Source organism: Actinophytocola sp. (genome assembly GCF_036555685.1).
Classification (GTDB): domain Bacteria; phylum Actinomycetota; class Actinomycetes; order Mycobacteriales; family Pseudonocardiaceae; genus Actinophytocola.
The window spans coordinates 1-18,194 of record NZ_DATBKY010000012.1; the positions used below are offsets into that span (position 1 = coordinate 1).

General features: G+C 71.9%; 15 protein-coding genes and 1 pseudogene. 8 read left to right on the forward strand and 8 right to left on the reverse strand.

What is annotated here, in order from left to right:
• Positions 1-421 (forward strand): annotated as a pseudogene (locus tag VH969_RS01120) (hypothetical protein); the annotation flags it as partial.
• Positions 422-429: 8 nt separating this feature from the next.
• On the opposite strand, the gene VH969_RS01125 reads toward VH969_RS01120, so the two are convergent.
• The 3 genes from VH969_RS01125 to VH969_RS01135 all read right to left on the reverse strand — a co-directional run bounded on the left by VH969_RS01125 (position 430) and on the right by VH969_RS01135 (position 3,731).
• Positions 430-1,308, reverse strand: coding sequence for a glycosyltransferase family 2 protein (locus tag VH969_RS01125; RefSeq protein ID WP_331968830.1), 879 nt, complete (start codon positions 1,306-1,308; stop codon positions 430-432).
• Positions 1,309-1,320: 12 nt separating this feature from the next.
• Positions 1,321-2,454, reverse strand: coding sequence for a glycosyltransferase family 4 protein (locus tag VH969_RS01130; protein WP_331968869.1), 1,134 nt, complete (start codon positions 2,452-2,454; stop codon positions 1,321-1,323).
• Positions 2,455-2,600: 146 nt separating this feature from the next.
• A complete protein-coding gene (locus VH969_RS01135) occupies positions 2,601-3,731 on the reverse strand; it encodes a glycosyltransferase family 4 protein (protein ID WP_331968833.1) in 1,131 nt (376 codons plus the stop codon).
• 81 nt (positions 3,732-3,812) lie between these two features.
• On the opposite strand from VH969_RS01135, the gene VH969_RS01140 reads away from it, so the two are divergent.
• From VH969_RS01140 to VH969_RS01150, 3 genes are read left to right on the forward strand one after another with little or no spacing between them, the layout of a single operon-like run.
• Positions 3,813-4,739 (forward strand): glycosyltransferase family 2 protein, encoded by a 927-nt coding sequence (locus VH969_RS01140; RefSeq protein WP_331968872.1) that lies wholly within the window; start codon positions 3,813-3,815, stop codon positions 4,737-4,739.
• 60 nt (positions 4,740-4,799) lie between these two features.
• Positions 4,800-7,319 carry a glycosyltransferase gene (locus VH969_RS01145; RefSeq protein ID WP_331968836.1) on the forward strand — a complete coding sequence of 840 codons (2,520 nt, stop codon included), beginning with the start codon at positions 4,800-4,802 and terminating at the stop codon, positions 7,317-7,319.
• Positions 7,312-8,400 carry a glycosyltransferase family 4 protein gene (locus VH969_RS01150; RefSeq protein ID WP_331968839.1) on the forward strand — a complete coding sequence of 363 codons (1,089 nt, stop codon included), beginning with the start codon at positions 7,312-7,314 and terminating at the stop codon, positions 8,398-8,400. Before VH969_RS01145 ends, VH969_RS01150 begins: the two co-directional genes overlap by 8 nt.
• Positions 8,401-8,406: 6 nt before the next feature.
• On the opposite strand, the gene VH969_RS01155 is transcribed toward VH969_RS01150, so the two are convergent.
• The 3 genes from VH969_RS01155 to rfbB form a co-directional block, all read right to left on the reverse strand.
• Entirely contained in the window at positions 8,407-8,976 is a 570-nt protein-coding gene (locus VH969_RS01155) for a tetratricopeptide repeat protein (RefSeq protein ID WP_331968842.1), read from the reverse strand.
• Positions 8,977-9,057: 81 nt separating this feature from the next.
• A complete protein-coding gene (rfbD, locus tag VH969_RS01160) occupies positions 9,058-9,975 on the reverse strand; it encodes a dTDP-4-dehydrorhamnose reductase (RefSeq protein WP_331968845.1) in 918 nt (305 codons plus the stop codon).
• Between the two features lies 1 nt (position 9,976).
• Complete coding sequence (gene rfbB, locus VH969_RS01165) at positions 9,977-10,972, reverse strand: dTDP-glucose 4,6-dehydratase (protein ID WP_331968848.1); 996 nt, start codon at positions 10,970-10,972, stop codon at positions 9,977-9,979.
• Between the two features lie 144 nt (positions 10,973-11,116).
• Here rfbB and VH969_RS01170 point away from each other — a divergent pair, with 144 nt between their 5' ends.
• The 3 genes from VH969_RS01170 (at position 11,117) to VH969_RS01180 (ending at position 14,852) form a co-directional block, all read left to right on the forward strand.
• Positions 11,117-12,742 carry an LCP family protein gene (locus VH969_RS01170; protein ID WP_331968851.1) on the forward strand — a complete coding sequence of 542 codons (1,626 nt, stop codon included), beginning with the start codon at positions 11,117-11,119 and terminating at the stop codon, positions 12,740-12,742.
• 100 nt (positions 12,743-12,842) lie between these two features.
• Positions 12,843-14,117 carry an LCP family protein gene (locus VH969_RS01175; RefSeq protein ID WP_331968854.1) on the forward strand — a complete coding sequence of 425 codons (1,275 nt, stop codon included), beginning with the start codon at positions 12,843-12,845 and terminating at the stop codon, positions 14,115-14,117.
• A 12-nt stretch (positions 14,118-14,129) separates the two neighbouring features.
• Positions 14,130-14,852 (forward strand): TIGR03089 family protein, encoded by a 723-nt coding sequence (locus VH969_RS01180; protein ID WP_331968857.1) that lies wholly within the window; start codon positions 14,130-14,132, stop codon positions 14,850-14,852.
• Between the two features lie 123 nt (positions 14,853-14,975).
• Here VH969_RS01180 and VH969_RS01185 read toward each other — a convergent pair whose 3' ends face one another.
• Both VH969_RS01185 and VH969_RS01190 read right to left on the reverse strand, forming a co-directional pair.
• A complete protein-coding gene (locus VH969_RS01185; RefSeq protein ID WP_331968860.1) occupies positions 14,976-15,206 on the reverse strand; it encodes an SHOCT domain-containing protein in 231 nt (76 codons plus the stop codon).
• A gap of 78 nt (positions 15,207-15,284) precedes the next feature.
• Positions 15,285-15,740: a DUF6325 family protein gene (locus VH969_RS01190; protein WP_331968863.1), complete on the reverse strand. Its 456-nt coding sequence runs from the start codon at positions 15,738-15,740 to the stop codon at positions 15,285-15,287.
• 240 nt (positions 15,741-15,980) lie between these two features.
• Between VH969_RS01190 and VH969_RS01195 the strand changes: the two genes are divergently transcribed.
• Positions 15,981-17,528 carry a glycoside hydrolase domain-containing protein gene (locus VH969_RS01195; protein ID WP_331968866.1) on the forward strand — a complete coding sequence of 516 codons (1,548 nt, stop codon included), beginning with the start codon at positions 15,981-15,983 and terminating at the stop codon, positions 17,526-17,528.
• Positions 17,529-18,194: the final 666 nt, after the last annotated feature.

Genomic DNA, 18,194 nt, shown 5'->3' on the forward strand with positions numbered 1-18,194 from the left:
CGCCACGCTGGTCGTGCCGATCGCCGAGGTTCGCGAGAACATCCCGGCGATCGCGCAGGAGGCGCTGACCGACGTCGTCGGCTCGCCGCCCGGCATCCGCTCCCGCCAGCGCCGGATCGAGGACGCGATCGCGAGAGGCGCGGCCGTGAGACAGCAGATGGTCGAGGCGGAGGCGAACCTGCAGCCTGCCGCCCAGCCGCACCAGCAGGCCCCGCAAGAGCAGGCCCAGCCATACCAGCAAGCACCGCAACAGCAGGTGCAGCCGCAGGCGCCACAGCACCAGCCCGTCCAGCCGCACCAGCCCGCCCAGCCGCAGCAGCCGTCACGGCAGGCGGAGGCCGAGGAGCTCGAGGGCATCATCCCGACGACCAAGCAGCAGCCGACGGCCCCGGGCAGCCTCTCCGAGCGCCTGGACGGCTAGACCCGAGGTCAGCCCTTCCGGGTGGCCAGCTTGAGCCGCACCGCCAGCCCGGCGCGGATCGTCCACCGCACGGGGGCCCACGACCACCCGCGATGCCGGTCCGCGATGTACCGGTACGCGCTCGCGTGGTGCGCGGCCAGCATCGCGGCCGACGACCGCGCCGTGGAGTGCCCCTGGATGTGCACGACCTCCGCGGACGGCACGTAGACGTTCTGCCACCCCGCGCGGCCCAGCCGGTCGCCCAGGTCGACGTCCTCGAAGTACATGAAATAGCGCGGGTCGAAGCCGTCCACCGAGTCGAACGCCTCGCGGCGCATCAGCAGGCACGACCCGGAGAGCCAGCCCGCGGTCCGCTCGGCCACCGACGTGTCCGACTGCTTGTACGCCCGCGTCCACGGGTTCGACCGCCACAGCCGGCCGGCGACCGCGTGCCCGATGCCGCGCCCCAGCGAGGGCACCAGCCGGGCCGACGGGTACGTCTCGCCGGAGACCTCCTTGATCAGCGGACCGAACGCGCCGCCGCGCGGCCAGCGGGAAGTGGCCTCCAGCAACGTGTCCAGGCAGCCGTCGCCCCACTCGAGGTCCGGGTTGGCCACGACGAGCCAGCCGTACGACGGGTCCAGCGACGCGATGCCCCGGTTGGCCGCCGTGCCGTAGCCGAGGTTGCCGCCGGTGCGCAGCAGCGTCACGTCGTCGCGCTCGGCCGCGGCCCGCTCCGGGGCGCCGTCGGTCGAGCCGTTGTCCGCCAGCACGATCCGCACCGGCCGCGTCGTGGCCTTCGCCAGCGTGTCGAGGCACCGGTCGAGGGTCTCGCCCGGCGAGTACGTCACGATGACGACAGCCAGCTCAGCGCCGTATTCGCGGCGGGATTCAGCAGACACGGGCACCTATTCTGCACATCAGCGACCGCGGCTGTGCACTCGGTGGGCCCGCTCGTAGGCGGCCCGGTGCCCCTCCGCGCTCGTCAGCCAGGAGAACTCCTTCGCCCGCCGCTGCGCCGCACCGGCGAGGCTCGCCCGCATGCCCGGGTCGTCGAGCAGCTCGCCCAGCGCCGCGGCGATGTCCCCGGCGCCGACGCCGCAGTACGCGACCGCGTCCCCGCCGACCTCGGGCAGCGCGAGCCGGCGCGTGGTCAGCACGCACGCGCCGCACGCCATCGCCTCGAGTACCGGTAGGCCGAAGCCCTCGCCGAGCGACGGGTACGCGACCAGCTCGGAGCCGCCGAGGAAGCCGGCGAGGTGCTCGAAGGGCAGGTAGCCGGCGCGGATCACGCGCAGCCGGTGCGGCACGTCGTCGAGCGCGCGCTCCACCTGCCGGTCCCAGCCGGGCTGGCCGGCGAGCACGAGCGCGGGCGCGTCCTCGCGGCCCCGGCACGCCGCCGCGAACCCGCGGATGAGCGCCGGCACGTTCTTGCGCGGCTCGAGCGCGCCGAGGAACGCGACGTACCGCTCGCCCGGGCGCAGGCCCACGAGCGCCCGCGCGGCCGCGATCTCCTCGGCGGTCGGCACGTGGAACCGCTCGCTGTCGACGCCGTGCTGGATGATCTCCAGCCGCAGGGGGTCGGCCTTCGCGACGCGGGAGAGCTCGGCGGCGGTCGCGGCCGAGGGCACGACGCACAGCGACGCCCGGGCGAGCGCCGTCCGCGTCCAGGCGCGGAAGAAGCGGGCCTTGATCGAGTGGTGCAGCACCGCGTCGGTGAAGAACGTCGCGTCGTGCAGCGTCACCACGGAAGCGGCGGGGTTCGCGAGCGCGGTCGTGTAGTGCGGCGAATGCAGGACGTCCACACCGAGCCGCCGGACCAGCCGCGGCAGCGTGGTCTGCTCCCAGGTCAGCCGCGCCGTGCGGGTGGCGTTGGACTCCGAGGTCGGCAGGACCCGCGAGCGCGGGGCGAGCCGCCCGTACAGCTCCACGTCGCGCGGCTGGCACACCACCGTGAGCGGCGCACCGTCCGAGTCGAGTGCGAACACGAGGGAGTCAACGTACCGGCCGACGCCGCCGCGATCCGCGGGCACGGCGGTCGCGTCGATCAGCACGCGCGGTTCGGGCACGTGTGCAGGGTACGACTGCGAGCATCACGGCCTGGCGCGACCGGGTGAAAAACCTACGAAAAGCGCTAAGAGGCCGCGCAGGTAGGTATGGCGGCGCCCGCCGGGCATCCACCGACCTACCTGCGCGGCCTCTACCGCGCGCTCGCCATCGCAAAGAAGCGGGTGTGCAGGCGCCACAACTCGGCCGCCGCGTGCTGCCAGGTGAACGCCTCCGCCCGCAGCCGTCCCTGCGCCACCCGGCGCTCGGTGCCCGGGCCGTCGTCGAGCACCGCGCGCAAGGTCGCGGCCAGCGTCCGGGCGTCGTCGCGCGGCACCGCCACGCCCGCGTCGCCGGCCACCTCGACGAGGGCCGGCACGTCCGAGTGGACCACCGGCGTGCCCACGGCCAGCGCCTCGAGCACGGGCAGCCCGAACCCCTCCGCGCGGCTCGGCACGGCCAGCACCGCGGCCCGCCGCAGCACGACCGCGAGGTCGTCGTCGCTGATCCGGCCCAGCACCCGCAGCCGCCCGGGCGCGAGGCGGTGCCGCTCGGCGAGCGCGGCCAGGTCGACCTCGCCCCAGCCGCGCGGGCCGACGACGACCAGCGGCAGGTCCGGCCCGTACGGCTTGGCCATCGCCTCGATCAGCACGTCGAGGCCCTTGCGCGGCTCGACCGTGCCGACCGCGAGCACGTAGGCGTCCGGCAGCTTCAGGCGGCTGGCCGTGGCCTGCGCCAACGCAGGCTCGATGTCCACGCGGAACGGCTCCGGCACGCCGTGCGGCACGACCGCCACCGTGGCCGGCCCGGGCGCGTGCCGGGCGAGGTCCTCGGCCACGGCGACGGTCGGCACGACTATCGCGTTCGCCCGCCGCGCGGCCCGCTGGATCATCGCCTGGTGCCAGGCCGCGCCGCGGCGGGTCAGCGTCTCGGGGTGGGTGAACGGCACGGTGTCGTGCACGGTCACCACCATGCAGCGGCCGCGCCTGGGCGCGGGTGGCGCGAGCGGGGTCGGCGCGTGCACGGCGTCGCCGCCCGGCCACAGGTGCACGCCGCGCTCCCACAGCGCGGTCAGCGCGCGGCGGGGCAGCGGCAAGGCCCGCGGGCCCGCCACGTCGGGCACGTCGGCGGCCGACAGGTCGCGGTGGGTGGCGGTCACGCAGGCGACGGTCCACGTCGGTGGCGGGCTCTGGGCCATCGCCGTGACGAGCTCGCGCGTGTAGCGCCCCGTCCCGCCCGGGACGGGAGCCATCAGCTGCTCGGTGAGCACGACGAGCTCGGGCACGGGCACAGAGTACGGTCGACCGCCGTGACCACCGGGAACGACACGGGAAACGGCACGGGGAACAACACGGGGAACAACGCCGTGCGAACCACGGTCCTGGTAGTGACCTGGCGCGGCCGGGAGCACGTCGAGGCCTGCCTGGACGCGGTCGCCGCGCAGACGCGGCCGCACCGGATCCTGGTGGTGGACAACGCTTCCGACGACGGCACCGCCGGCCTGCTCGCCGCCCACCCGTCCCGGCCGGCCGTGCGCCGGCTGCCGGTCAACGCCGGCTACGCGGGCGCACTCGCCGCGGCACTGCCGCAGGTCGGCACGGAGTTCGTGGCCTGGCTCAACGACGACGCGGTGCCCGCGCCCGACTGGCTCGCCCGGCTCGAGGACGCGCTCGAGGCCGACCCGGCCGCGGCCGCCGCGAGCGCGCTGCTGGAGTCGGCGGCGGGCGAGCCGATCTCGGTGGGTGTCGGGCTGACCGCCGACGGGCACGGGGCGGACCGCACCGACGGCGCCGGGGTGTTCGGCTTCTGCGGCGGCGCGGCGCTGCTGCGTACGGCCGAGCTGGCGGCCGCCGGCGGCGTGCCGGCCCGGTTCTTCTGCTACTACGAGGACACCGACACCTCGTGGCGGCTGCGGCTGCGCGGCCGGACCGTGGTCAGCGTGCCGGGCGCCCGGGTGGTCCACCGGCACGGCGCAAGCTCGCGGCCGGGCTCGCGGGAGTTCCACCGGTGGAACGAGCGCAACCGCCTGTACATGCTGCTGCGGTGCGCCCCGGCCGGGGTGGCGCTGCGCGAGTGCGCCCGGTTCGCCGCGCTCACCGCGGTGCTGCCGCTGCGCCGGCTGCTGGGCCGACCCGTCCCGACCTCGTGGAACTTCCGTACCCGGCTGCGGTTGCAGGTGCTGGCCGAGGTGCTGGTGCGGCTTGTCCCGCTGGCACGCGAGCGGCGGGCGGTCACCGGCCGGGCGACGGTCGGCCGGTCCGCGGTGTGGCGTTCCGCGAATCCGGGGCGTTAACCCATCGTGACGTGATGTGATAGGGCAGGCTAACCCTCACCACCACAACGAGGAGCGCTTGTGCCCGATCCGGCGCATCGACCGGCCGTCTCGGTGATCGTCGTCAACTACCGCGGCGCCGACGACACCATCGCCTGCCTGCGCGCCCTGCGCGACGAGCTGGACTACCCGGCCGACCTGCTGCAGATCATCTGCGTGGACAACGGTTCGGGGGACGGCGGCGCCGAACGGATCGGCCGCGAGCCGGGCGTGCAGCTGATCGAGTCCGGCACGAACCTGGGGTTCGCCGGCGGCTGCAACCTCGGCGCGAGCCACGCGACCGGCACCGTGCTCGCGTTCCTCAACAACGACGCCCGCCCGCACGCCGCCTGGGCCGCCGCGGCCGTCGACGTGCTGCGGGCCGAGCCGACCGTCGCCGCCGTCGCGAGCAAGGTCCTCGACTGGGACGGCGAGATCATCGACTTCGTCGACGCGGGACTGACCTGGTTCGGCATGGGCTACAAGCGCCACGCGGGCGAGCCCGACACCGGCGAGTTCGACGCCCCGCGCGACGTGCTGTTCGCGACCGGCTCGGCGATGTTCGTCCGGGCCGGGGTGTTCCGCGAGCTCGGCGGCTTCGACGAGCGGTTCTTCATGTTCTACGAGGACGTCGACCTCGGCTGGCGGCTGAACCTGCGCGGCTGGCGGGTGCGCTACGAGCCGCGGTCGCTCGCCTTCCACCGCCACCACGCGTCGATGTCCAAGGTGGACTCCGCGGACCACGCGCGCGAGCTGTACCTGCTGGAGCGCAACGCCCTCGCCGCGCTGTACAAGAACCTCTCCGACGCCACGCTCGCCAAGGTGCTGCCTGCCGCGCTCGCCCTGTGCGTGCGCCGGGCGACCGCGCGCGGCGACGTCGACCCGACCCAGCTCGAGATCGGCGCCACCGCCGGGCCACCATCCGACTCGTCCACTGTGGAGCTGCCGCGGACCGCGCTCGCCGGGATGCTCGCGATCGACCAGTTCGTCGAGCTGCTGGCATCGCTCGCCGGGTCGCGGGAGACCGAGCAGGCGGCCCGGGTGCGCTCGGACGCGGACCTGCTCCCGTTGCTGCGCAACGCGATGGAGCCCGCGTACCCACTGCCCCGCTACCTCGCCGCGCACGACGTGCTGGTCGACGTGTTCGGCCTGGAGGACGCGTTCGGCGGGCGGCGCCGCGTCCTCGTGCTCACCGGCGACGCGATCTCCGACCGGATGGCCGGGCCGGCGATCCGCGCGTGGAACATGGCCGACGTGCTCGCCGCCGAGCACGAGGTCCGGCTGGTCACGGTGAACCCGCTGTGCGCGCCGCCGGAGGCGCCGTTCGCCGTGCACCGGGCCAAGCGCCGCGAGCTCGGCGTGCACGTCGGCTGGGCGGACGTGGTGATCCTGCAGGGCCACGCGCTCGAGCTGGTGCCGGACCTGAAGAAGACCGGCTCCACGAAGATCGTCGTCTGCGACATGTACGACCCGATGCACCTCGAGCTGCTCGAGCAGGGCAAGGACGACACCGACGAGCAGCGCGAGCTGGACCTCATCGGCGTTACGAAGGTGCTGAACACGCAGCTGGAACGGGGGGACTTCTTCCTTTGCGCGTCCGAGCGGCAGCGGCACTTCTGGCTCGGCCACCTGACCGCGCTCGGCCGGCTCACCCCGGCGCTGTACGACAGCGACCCGACGGTGCGCTCGCTGCTCGCGGTCGCGCCGTTCGGCCTGCCGGGCAAGCCGCCGCAGCAGACCGTCTCGCCGATCAAGGGCGCGCTGGGCGACATCGCGCCAGGTGACAAGGTCGTGCTGTGGGCGGGCGGGGTCTACAGCTGGTTCGACCCGCTGACGCTGGTGCACGCGATCGACCTGCTGGCCAAGCGGCACGGCGACGTCCGGCTGGTGTTCCTCGGCATGCGGCACCCGAACCCCGAGGTGCCGGACATGGACATCGGCGGCCAGACGCGGCTGCTCGCCCGCCGGCTGGGGCTGACCGAGCGGCACGTGTTCTTCAACGAGACGTGGGTGCCCTACCACGAGCGGCAGAACTGGCTGCTCGACGCGGACTGCGGGGTAACCACGCACTACGAGCACGTGGAGACGACGTTCGCGTTCCGCACCCGCGTGCTCGACTACCTGTGGGCGGGCCTGCCGATCGTGACCACCGACGGGGACGCGTTCGCCGACCTGGTGCGCACCGAGCGGCTCGGCGTCGTCGTGCCGGCCGAGGACGCGGCGGCGCTCGCGGACGCGCTGGCCCGGGTGCTCTACGACGAGGAGTTCGCGCGCGCCGCCCGCGAGCGGATCGCGGCCGTGCGGGAGCGGTTCACGTGGGAGAACGTGCTCGCGCCGCTCGTCTCCTTCTGCCGCAACCCGGTCCCGGCCGCGGACCGGCTGCCGGGCGCGGCGCCACTGGTGCACAACAAGCCGCTGCGCGTCGGCGAGCTCGTGCGACGTGACATCGACCTCGTGCGGTCCTACCTGGACGCGGGCGGACCCGGTGAGCTGACCAGGCGCGCGGCCGGCCGGATGCGCCGCCTGGCCGCGGAGCGCTGGAAGGGCAAGCGCGATGGCTAGGGCGCGGCCGGTACGGGTGCTGCTGGACGGTACCCCGCTGCTCGGCAACCGCACCGGCGTCGGGCGCTACACCGCCGCCCTCGCCGAGGAGCTGGCCTCGATGTCCGATGTGGACATGCGGGCGGTGGCCTTCACCTTGCGGGGGTGGCGAAAGCTCCGCCGGGTGCTGCCGCACGGGTCACGGGCGCGCGGCATGCCGGTGTCCGCGCGGCTGCTGCGCCGGTGCTGGCTGCGCGCGCCGTTCCCGCCGGTCGAGCTGTTCGCGGGCTTCACCGATGTCGTCCACGGCACCAACTTCGTCCTGCCCGCGGCGATGCGAGCGCGTGGCGTGCTGACCATCCACGACCTGGCCTTCCTCGACGCGCCGGACGAGCTGCCCCCGTCGGACGCCGAGCTGCCCCAGCTGGTCGCGCGGTCGGCTTCGCGGGCCGCGGTCGTCGTGACCCCGACGCAGGCGGTGGCGGAGGTGACGGCCGAGCGGCTCGACGTCCCGGTGGACAAGATCGCGGTGACCCCGCTGGGCGTCGACCTGGCGTGGTTCACGGCGCGGCCGCCGAGCGAGGCGCTGCGGCGGCGGATCGGGCTGCCCAAGTCGTATCTGCTGTTCGTCGGCGGTGCGGGGCCGCGAAAGTCGCTGGGCTGGCTGCTCAAGGCGCACGAGGCGACCTCGGGCCTGCCGCCGCTGGTGCTGGCGGGCCCCGGCCACCACAGCCGCCACGAGAACGTCCGCTCGATCGGCTACCTGTCGGACGTGGACCTGCGCTCGGTCGTCGCCGGCGCGGCGGCACTGGTGCTGCCCTCCCGCGACGAGGGCTTCGGCCTGCCGGTCCTCGAGGCGATGGCCTGCGACGTGCCGGTGGTCTGCTCGGACGTCCCGGCCCTGCGCGAGATCTCCGGCGGCCACGCCAGCCTCGTCCCCTTCGGCGACGTGGAGGCGATGGGCGTGGCCCTCACCGCGGCCCTGGAGAACCCGCCGACCCCGGCCACACTCGCGGACCGCCGCGCCCACGCGGCCGAGTTCACCTGGCGCCGCACCGCGCAGCTGACCGTGGCGGCCTACCGCCGCGCGATGGCCACCTAGCCCGTTTCACATCCCGTCGAGCTGCAGCCGCACGTCGTGCGGGTCGACCTTCACCAGGGCGGGCGGGTTGTCCCGGAGGTCGTGGATCAGGTGGCTCGGAATGTTCGTGACCGCCTGAGCCATCCCCCGCCGCCACTTTCGCCACCACCACGGGTCGTCTTGCCGGCCGGGCAGGAGCTGGCCGCCCTCGGCGTCGAGATCGACACATGTCCGGTCGTAGAGGTCCTCGGCCGCGTCGAGGCTCTGCCGGCTCAGCTCGCTCTCGCCGACGTAGCGGTAACACACCGCGAGCAGGCAGAAGGCGTACACCCGGCTGAAGCAGGCGCTGGCGTACCGGCGCGTGTTCACCCAGGCGATGGCGGGGCGCTGCTCGATGCGGCGAAACGCCTCCTCAGCGGCCTCGAGGTGGTTGATGGAGGACCAGATCTGGCCGCGCGGATCGCGCGCCACCGGTAGCTTCCGCGTCGACTTGAGCGCCGCCGCCAGGTTGACGGAGCCGATCGCCTCCTCCAGCTGGCCCGTCTCCACGAAGGACTTCACGGTCCCGGCCGACTTCAACGCGACGACGATGTCCATGGGATCACCTGCACGGGTAGCTGAGCGCTCGTCTCCCGTACATCGCGCGGCGACCGCGCCGCGTGAGGCGCACTCCCGCGACTAGCTCTGAGACTGACCTGCCCGGAACGCGACGCCGTCCGCCGCGAACGCGGCCGTCAGGGCCGCCCGCCACGAGCGCAGCGGGGTCAGGCCGGCCGTGCGCCATTCCTCGCCGGACAGGACCGAGTACGCCGGGCGCGCCGCCGGCCTCGGGTTCTCCGCCGTCGTCGACGGCTTGACCCGGGCCGGGTCCAGGCCCAGCTCCTCGAAGATCGCCCGCGCGAAGCCGCACCACGTCGTGTCCCCGCCGGCCGTCGCGTGCAGCACCGGCGGCGGCTCCTTGCCCGCGGCCACGATGCCGGCCAGCTCCAGCAGCCCGTCGGCCAGATCGCGTGCCCACGTCGGGGCGCCGCGCTGGTCGTCCACAACGGACAGCTCGGTGCGGGAGGACGCCAGGCCGGCGATCGTCTTCACGAAGTTCTTCCCGTGCGCGCCGTACACCCACGACGTGCGCACCACCCACGCCCGCGCGCCCGAGCCGAGCACGGCCTCCTCGCCCGCCGCCTTCGTCACGCCGTAGACGCTGTGCGGGCCCAGCGCCGCGTCCGTCGCGTATGGACGGTCCGCGTCGCCGGGGAAGACGTAGTCCGTGGACACGTGGACCAGCGGCACGCCGTGCGCCGAGCACGCGGCGGCGAGCATCCGCGGCCCGTCGGCGTTCACCGCGAACGCCCGGTTGGCGTCCGACTCGGCCGCGTCGACCGCCGTGTACGCCGCGGCGTTGACGACGACCGGGGGCAGGTCCGCGGAGCGGGCGGCCGACGCGAGGGTCTTCACCGCCTCGACGACCGCACCCGCGTTGGTGATGTCCAGATCGACCGAGCCCGGCGCCTGGACCTGCGCACCGGACGGCGCACGCGCGGCCAGCTCGTGTCCGAGTTGCCCGGTGCCACCGGGAATCAGCAATGCGAGCGTCATCTCAGGTGGTCCCGGGCAGCTTCGCGCGGTCCTTCAACGGCTCCCACCACGACCGGTTCTCCCGGTACCACTCGATCGTGCTCGCCAGCCCCTCGTCGAACGACATCAGCGGACGGTAGCCCAGCTCGGTCGAGATCTTCGTGATGTCCACCGAGTAGCGCCGATCGTGTGCCTTGCGATCCGCGACCGGCTCCACCATGGACTCGTCCGCGCCCAGCGCGTCGAGCAGCCGCGCGGTCAGCTCGCGGTTGGTCAGTTCCGTGCCGCCGCCGATGTTGTAGATCTCGCCCGGCCGCCCGGAGTCGGCGACCAGCTGGATGCCCCAGCAGTGGTCGTCCACGTGCAGCCAGTCGCGCACGTTGAGCCCGTCCCCGTACAGCGGCACCTTCTTCCCGTCCATCAGGTTGGTGACGAACAACGGGATGACCTTCTCCGGGAACTGGTACGGGCCGTAGTTGTTCGAGCAGCGCGTGATGCACACCGCCAGCCCGTGCGTGCGGGAGAACGACCGGGCCATCAGCTCGCCGCCGGCCTTCGACGCCGAGTACGGCGAGTTCGGCTCGAGCAGGTGGTCCTCGGTCCACGAGCCCTCGGCGATCGAGCCGTAGACCTCGTCCGTGGACACGTGCACGAACCTGCCGACCCCCGCGTCGACGGCGGCCTGCAGCAGCGTCTGCGTGCCCAGCACGTTGGTCATCACGAAGTCGGCCGCGCCGGTGATGGAACGGTCCACATGCGACTCGGCGGCGAAGTGGACGACCAGGTCCGTACCGGCCATGACCTCGCGCACGACTTCGCCGTCGCAGATGTCACCGCGCACGAACCGCAGCCGCGGATTGTCCCGCACGGGATCCAGGTTGGACTCGTTACCGGCGTAGGTGAGCTTGTCGAGGACGACCACCTCGGCGTCGGCCATCGTGTCGTAGGCACCGCCCAGCACCTTGCGGACGTAGTGCGAACCGATGAACCCGGCGCCCCCGGTGACCAGCACCCGCATAGAGCTCCTCCCAACTTCCTTCACCCGGAAGTAAACCCCCGAGGGGCACTATTGCGTACTAATCGATAGCGACACGCCTGCTGCCGAGGTCACATCTCGGTATCCTACTGGTCAAGTTCCGTCGGGGGACGGGGAGGAGCGTGCGTGGAAGAACGTACGCAGGTGATCGCTGCTCACCCACAGGCGAGCAGCGGCTGGCGAACGGCCGGGCGCGCAACCCTGCGCACAGTCATCGCCCTGACATCTGTGGCAGTGCTCGGCACCATGGGTTACGGCTGGTGGGCCGTCGGTGACGTCGACGCGGGCACCGTGACGACCGAGGTGATCTCCAGGGACGTCCAGGACCAACGCGTTCCGCTGGACGGCGCAGTCGACATGCTTCTCGTGGGCATCGACAGCCGCACGGACGCCTACGGGCATCCACTGTCGCGAGAGGTGCTCGACTTCCTCAACGCCGGCGAGAGCGACGGCGAGCGCAACACCGACACGATGATCCTCGTGCACATCCCGGTCGACGGCACCCGGGCGATGGCGATCTCCTTCCCCCGCGACTCGTGGGTCGAGCTCGCCGGCGGCTTCGGCCACCACCGGCTCAACTCCGCGTTCGCCTACGCCTACAACAACGCCCGCGAGGAGCTCGCGAACAAGGCCCGCAACGAGAAGGAGCTCGACGCGCAGGCCACGGTCGTCGGGCGCAAGAACCTGATCGCCACGGTCGAGAACCTCATCGGCAAGGCCGTCACGATCGACCGCTACGCCGAGGTGAACCTGGCGAGCTTCTACGAGGTGACCAAGGCGATCGGCGGCGTGGACGTCTGCCTCAACAAGGCCACCCACGATCCCTTCTCCGGCGCCAACTTCCGCAAGGGCGAGCAGACGATCGCCGGCCGCAAGGCGCTCGCGTTCGTCCGCCAGCGGCACGGGCTGCCGAACGGCGACCTCGACCGGATCGTGCGCCAGCAGGCGTTCCTCGGCGCGCTCGCCGACAAGGTCCTTTCCGCCGACATGCTGACCAGCCCCACGAAGGTGCGCGAGCTCGTCGCGGCCGTGCAGAAGTCGGTCGTTTTGAGCAACGGATGGGAGCTGTCGAAGTTCGCCGCGCAGATGTCCGGGCTGTCCGCCTCGGGCATCGAGTTCTACACGATCCCGGTGGTCGGTGAGGCCAACATCGGCGGCGCGGACGTGCTCGAGATCGACCAGAAGAAGGTGGCACAGTTCGTCCGGTCGCTGACCGGCGACGAGGACGCCGGCTCGAGCTCGTCGGCCCCACCGACGACGACCACCACCACGGGGCCGGTGCCCGGTGAGCCGTCGTCCGGCAAGACACCCGACGAGGGCGACCGGCCCTCGCTCGGCCTCGTGAGCGTGGACGTGCTGAACGGCTCCACGACCAGCGGGCTCGCCGCGATGGTGCGAGACAACCTCACGGAGAAGGGCTTCAGCGCGGGCGACATCGGCGACACCGCCGTGCAGCGCGCCTCGGTGATCAGCTACGCCCCGGGCCAGGAGAACCTGGCCCGGTACGCGGCCGATCAGCTGGGCGGCGCCTTCTCCGTCGTCGAGGACATCGCGCAGCGGCCGGGCCGGCTCTCGATCGTGGTCGGCACGAACTACCAGCCGGCCGCCGGCCTGTCCGGTGGCCGGCTCGTGAACCTGCAGCCGGACTCCCCGACCTCGCCGACGTCCCCGACCTCGCCCGGCTCCCCGCCGAGCTCGAACACGATGCCGACGCCGCAGATCAACGCGGACGGCATCAACTGCGTGAACTAGCTAACGCACCCAGAGCGGTGCACGACAGGTCAAACAGACCTGGCCGGCCGTCCCCAGCGGTTAGCCTGAAACGGGAGGCGCGCAGGGGGAGGTGAGTCGGGTGGCGAAGACGCCTGGGCCGAACGACCCGACCACCTACGCGGCCTCGGTCGGTTCGGTGCGCGAGTGGCCCGATGATCTCGAGTCCGCCGAGCAGGACCTGGCGCTCGAGCCCGCCCGCCGGCGCCGCCGGGCCGCACCGTTCTTCATCGTCTGCCGCGTGTTCTTCGGGCTGCTCTCCGCCGCCGCGCTCGCCGCGATGTCGATCGTCTACCTGCGCGTCGACGAGCTGGACAGCAGCAAGAACACGACCGACGCGGTCACCGTGGCGCAGCGCGGCCAGGCCGCGACCCCGCCCGACGACGGCGCGAACGACATCCTGATCGTCGGCAACGACAGCCGCACGGACATGCAGGGCAACCCGCTGTCCGCGGAGCTGCTGAGGGAGCTGCGCACCGAGGCGACGTCGACGCTGAACACCGACACGCTGATCCTGCTGCGCATCCCGCGAAACGGCGGCCGCGGCGCGGCGATCTCCATCCCCCGCGACACGTCGGTGAAGGTGCCGGGCCTCGCCAAGGAGGAGAAGATCAACGGCGCGTTCGGGATCACGAAGGCGCTGACCGAGCGGCGGCTCGCCGACGGGGGCGAGACCGACCGGAAGAAGATCGCGCGCAAGTCCGACGACGCGGGCCGGACCGCGCTGATCCAGGCCGTGCAGGGGCTGACCGGCGTGCGGGTCGACCACTACACCGAGGTGAGCCTGTACGGGTTCTACCTGCTCACCGAGGTCATCGACGGCGTGGACGTGTGCCTGAACCACTCGACGAGCGACCCGGATTCCGGCGCGTCGTTCGCGGCCGGCCCGCAGACGGTGCGCGGTGGTGACGCGGTGGCGTTCGTGCGGCAGCGCAAGAACCTGCCCCGCGGCGACCTCGACCGGATCGTTCGGCAGCAGACGTTCCTGGCGTCTGCCATGAACAAGGTGCTCTCCGGCGACCTGCTGACGAACAACGCGAAGCTGAACGCGCTCGAGGACGCGGTGTCCAAGTCGGTCGTCATGGACCGCGGGCTGCACTTCCTGGAGCTGGTGAGCCAGGCGCAGGCGCTCGCGTCGGGCAGGGTCCGGTTCGTGACGATCCCGGTGACCGGGGTCGGCGCGCGCAACGACCGCGGGCAGAGCATCATCACGGTCGACGTGCCCGCGGTGCACAAGTACGTCCGCGGGTTGCTGTCCGCGAAGCCGCCGGCGCCGGCCGCGCCGGTGAAGTTCGGCAGCGCCCCGCTGCTGGACCTGCGCGGGAGCGGCCGGGCGGCCGCGCCCTGTGTCGACTGATTGGGAGAGTCGTTGAGCCTCACCGAGCGTCTGCTGCGCCCGTACCAGCCGGCCCGCCCGTTGGTCACCCACTACGACGACGCGACCGGCAGCCGCGTCGAGCTGTCCGCGGCGACGCTGCGGAACTGGGCGGCGAAGACCGCGAACTGGCTGGTCGACGAGTACGACGTGGAGCCGGGCACGCGGGTCGCGGTGTCGCTGCCGGCGCACTGGCAGACCGCGGGCATCCTGCTGGGCGCGTGGTGGTGCGGTGCCCAGGTGGTGACCGATCCCGCCGGCGCCACGGTCGCCTTCGTGCCGCCGGCCGGGTCCGCGGCCGGCGCGGAGATCGTGGCGGCGGTGTCGCTGGACCCGATGGGCCGTGACTTCGGCTCGGCGGTGCCCGGCGGGACGGTGGACTACATCGCCGAGGCCCGCGTCCACGGCGACGACTTCCTGGCGCTGGCAACGGTTTCCGGCTCGACCCCGTGCCTCGAGGGCTCCACACTGGACGCGGTACTCGACGAGGCGCGAGCGCGGGCGGGCACGAAGGAGCTCACCGGCGAGTCGCGCGTGTTGTCCACAGTGGAGTGGAAGACGGCGGAGGGCATCATGGAGGGGTTCCTGTCCGTGCTCGCCGCGGGCGCCTCGCTCGTCCAGGTGAGCAACCCGGTGGCGGAGTCGCTGGCGAAGCACGCGCGGACCGAGCGGACGACCTTCCAGCAGTTCGACCCCGGCCCGGCCCTTCCTGCCTGACCCTCGGCGATGGACGTGAAGCAGACGCTGCTGGCATACCTCCAGGCGCAACGCGACACGGTCCCGTGGCAGGACCACCTCACCCACATCAGGCGAATCGTGGACGGAACGTAGGTGCCGCACTCACGAGCCGAGGATCTTGGCCTTCTGTGCGGCGAACTCGGCGTCGGTGAGGACGCCCTGGTTCTTCAGTTCGGCGAGCTCCTTGAGCTGCGTCACCGTGTCGCGCGGCGGCGCCGGTGGCTGGGCGTACTGCGGCTGTTGTTGCTGTTGCTGGTATTGATCGGCGTCGTACTGTTGCTGCTCCTGGGCGGCCCAGCGGCGGCCTTGCCTGCGCGAAACCCGGTTCGACACGGTGGTCGCCGTACCCGCGATCGCGGCGGTTCGAGCAAGGCCTCGGAGAAGTCCCGGCACGGTCTCGTCCTTTCTCGATCAGGCGTTGGCGGTCTCGGCTGCTTCGGCAGCGTCGAGCGACGCGGCAAGGGCGTCGAGTGGGACGTAGCCAGCTGCCACCAACTCGGCGCCGCTGCGGCGCAGGGCCTCGGTGAACCTCCGGGCCCACCGGTTCTCGAACAGCAGGATCGCCGCGGACGACCCCGGCTCGATCGCCGCCGCGGCGTCGGCCAGGTCGCTGTCGTCGAGCAATCCCGAGGAGGCGCCTTCGAAGATGGCCACGTCGAGCTCGCCGTCGTGGTCCATGTCGCGCAGCTCGGCCACGCGCAGCGACCCGTCGACCTCCCGGGTCGCGAAGAGCAGGTCGAGGATGCGGATCAACCCCTGGTCGACCATGTCCACGAGGTGCAGCAACCCCTCGCCGGTCATCTTGTTGCCCGGGTACTCGACCACCAGGTAGCTGATCGGTCCCATCGCCTCGACATCGTCGGTCATCACCGGTCTCCCTTGACTTCGACACATGACGCCCCGACTCTCACCCGGATGCCGCGAGCTGTCCTCATCCGAAGCGGATGAGGACGGGCTGTTCCTCGACGGAGCTCGGTATGCGGCGCGGGCGGGATGCTCGCGGGTCCCGCCTGACAAAGGGCGAACGACCCTGTCCCCGGGTGCCGTGAGCTGCTGAGCTTGCACCAGGGCTGTCACGCGTGAAAGCGGGATCCGATGAGAACCTTGGTGCGCAGCTGCGCAATATCGATGCTCGCCGTGCTGTTGCTGCTCGTGCCGGCGCCGGCCTCCGGTGCCGCGGCGGCGCAGCCCGCGCCCGGGTCGTTCACGGGCCTCGGTTTCGACCAATGCGACGCGCCCAGCTCGGCCGCCATGGATGCGTGGCTCGCCTCCCCGTATCGGGCGGTCGGCGTCTACTTCGGGGGCAGCAACCGCGCCTGCGCCCAGCAGCCCAATCTGACCCCGGCCTGGGTGACCCACCAGCAGGCCAACGGCTGGCACCTGCTGCCGATCTACTTCGGCCTGCAGGCGCCCTGCACCACATCGAGCAAGCCGAACCGGATCGACCCCGCACAGGCCGCCGCGCAGGGCCGGGCCGAGGCAGACGCAGCGGTCACGGCGGCATCAGCGCTGGGCCTGCCGCGCGACAGCACGCTCATCTTCGACATGGAGGCCTACCAGACCGGGAATGCCGCGTGCACCACCGCGGTGCTGACCTTCCTCGGCTCGTGGACCTCCCGGCTGCACGACCACGGTTACCTCTCCGCGGTGTACACGAGCATCGCGTCGGGCGTCACGGATCTCAAAAAGGACTACGGCTCGACGAGCCGGCCGCACCCGGACTACCTCTTCTTCGCGCGCTGGGACGGCGTCGCGAGCGTCGACAACCCGGACATCTCGTCCGCCTACTGGTCACCGCACCGGCGGATGCACCAGTACCGGGGTCCGCACGACGAGACCTACGGCGGCGTGACCATCAACATCGACAACGACTACGTCGACGTCAGACCGCTGCCCGGTGCCGGTTTCGGTGACTTCACCGGAAACGGCTGGTCGGACATGATCGCTCGCGACAAGGCCAGCAGCAGGCTCTTCCTCTATCCGGGCAACGGGGCGGGCCTCGAGAGCCGGGTCGGCATCGGCAGCGGCTGGACGAACTACGGCGCGATCACCCGCTTCGGCGACTTCAACCGCGACGGCCACGAGGACCTGATAGCCCGGGACTCGGCCACCGGTTACCTGTGGCTCTACCCCGGCACCGGCGCGGGCCTGACCACCCGCATCCGGATCGGCGCCGGATGGAACGGGCTGCGCGAGATCACCGCGGTCGGTGACCTGAGCGGGGACGGACTCCCGGACGTGCTGGCCGTCCAGTCGTCCACCGGCTACCTGTTCATGTACCGCGGCAACAGAACCAGCCTCCGGCCCGGCATCCGGATCGGCAACTCCTGGAACACCATGGGTGAGCTGACCGGCGTCGGCGACCTCAACGGCGACGGCCGCCCGGACATGGTGGCTCGCAAGAACACCACGGGTGTGCTGTACCTGTACGCCGGCAGGAGTGGCAGTCTCGCGACAGCGGTCGCCATCGGCAACGGCTGGTCCGGCATGCGCAGCCTCGTGGGCGCGGGCGACTTCAACCGTGACGGCCACCCCGACCTCCTGGCGATCCAGACGTCGAGCGCGGCCCTGTACCTGTACCGGGGAAGGACCGCCGGGCTGTCGGCCGGCATCCGGCTGTCGACCGGCTGGGCCAACTTCGACCCGCTGGCCTGACACTCACCCGCCGACGAGCCGGGTCCGGCACCTGACCCCGGTGGTTGATCGTGGGACCTACGCATGACCACTCGCGAGCGGCAGGTTCCACAGTGGAGCCGCGGCAAACTCAACCCTTGAGCAGGGCGCGGGCCATGACCATGCGCTGGATCTGGTTGGTGCCCTCGTAGATCTGGGTGTTATTGGGCCTAGCCGCCTGTCATCAGGACTTCTGTTCGTGATTGTATGCCTGACCTCGTGTAAGATCGATGGCTGGTGATGGGCGTCTTTCACTGTCTTCCGGGCTCTGGCGGAACACAGACGGAACGTTGCCGCGCAGTGCCAGGTCGAGCGTCACGTCAGCCAGCGCGCCGTCCCCGGAACTGCTAGGCCACAAAGGCGAGCAGTCGTGAGGATCAGGTAATGGCGCGAGGCGAGTCTGCGGCAGTTGCTGGTCCACGCTTCGTGACTATCCCTGGTGCGCTCGCGTCGCGTGCGCAGTACGGGTGTAGGAATCCAATGATAACGTCCTGGCTGCAATGTCAGCTAACGAAGAGTGGCCAGCTTCGCGGCACGAAAGAAGATGGGGCGTGTTCTCAAGTATCGTTCTCCCCGGCGGCGGTTCCGTCGGCCGCCATAGGACGAGAGGTGAGCCAGTCCTGTAGCTGGCGGTGCCGGAACTGGTAT

Bases quoted from the DNA above. Each gene is read 5' to 3' on its own strand.
- rfbB (WP_331968848.1), bottom strand. From the start codon at position 10,972: ATGCGGGTGCTGGTCACCGGGGGCGCCGGGTTCATCGGTTCGCACTAC.
- rfbD (WP_331968845.1), bottom strand. From the start codon at position 9,975: ATGACGCTCGCATTGCTGATTCCCGGTGGCACCGGGCAACTCGGACAC.
- VH969_RS01155 (WP_331968842.1), bottom strand. From the start codon at position 8,976: ATGGACATCGTCGTCGCGTTGAAGTCGGCCGGGACCGTGAAGTCCTTC.
- VH969_RS01150 (WP_331968839.1), top strand. From the start codon at position 7,312: ATGGCTAGGGCGCGGCCGGTACGGGTGCTGCTGGACGGTACCCCGCTG.
- VH969_RS01190 (WP_331968863.1), bottom strand. From the start codon at position 15,740: ATGACCGACGATGTCGAGGCGATGGGACCGATCAGCTACCTGGTGGTC.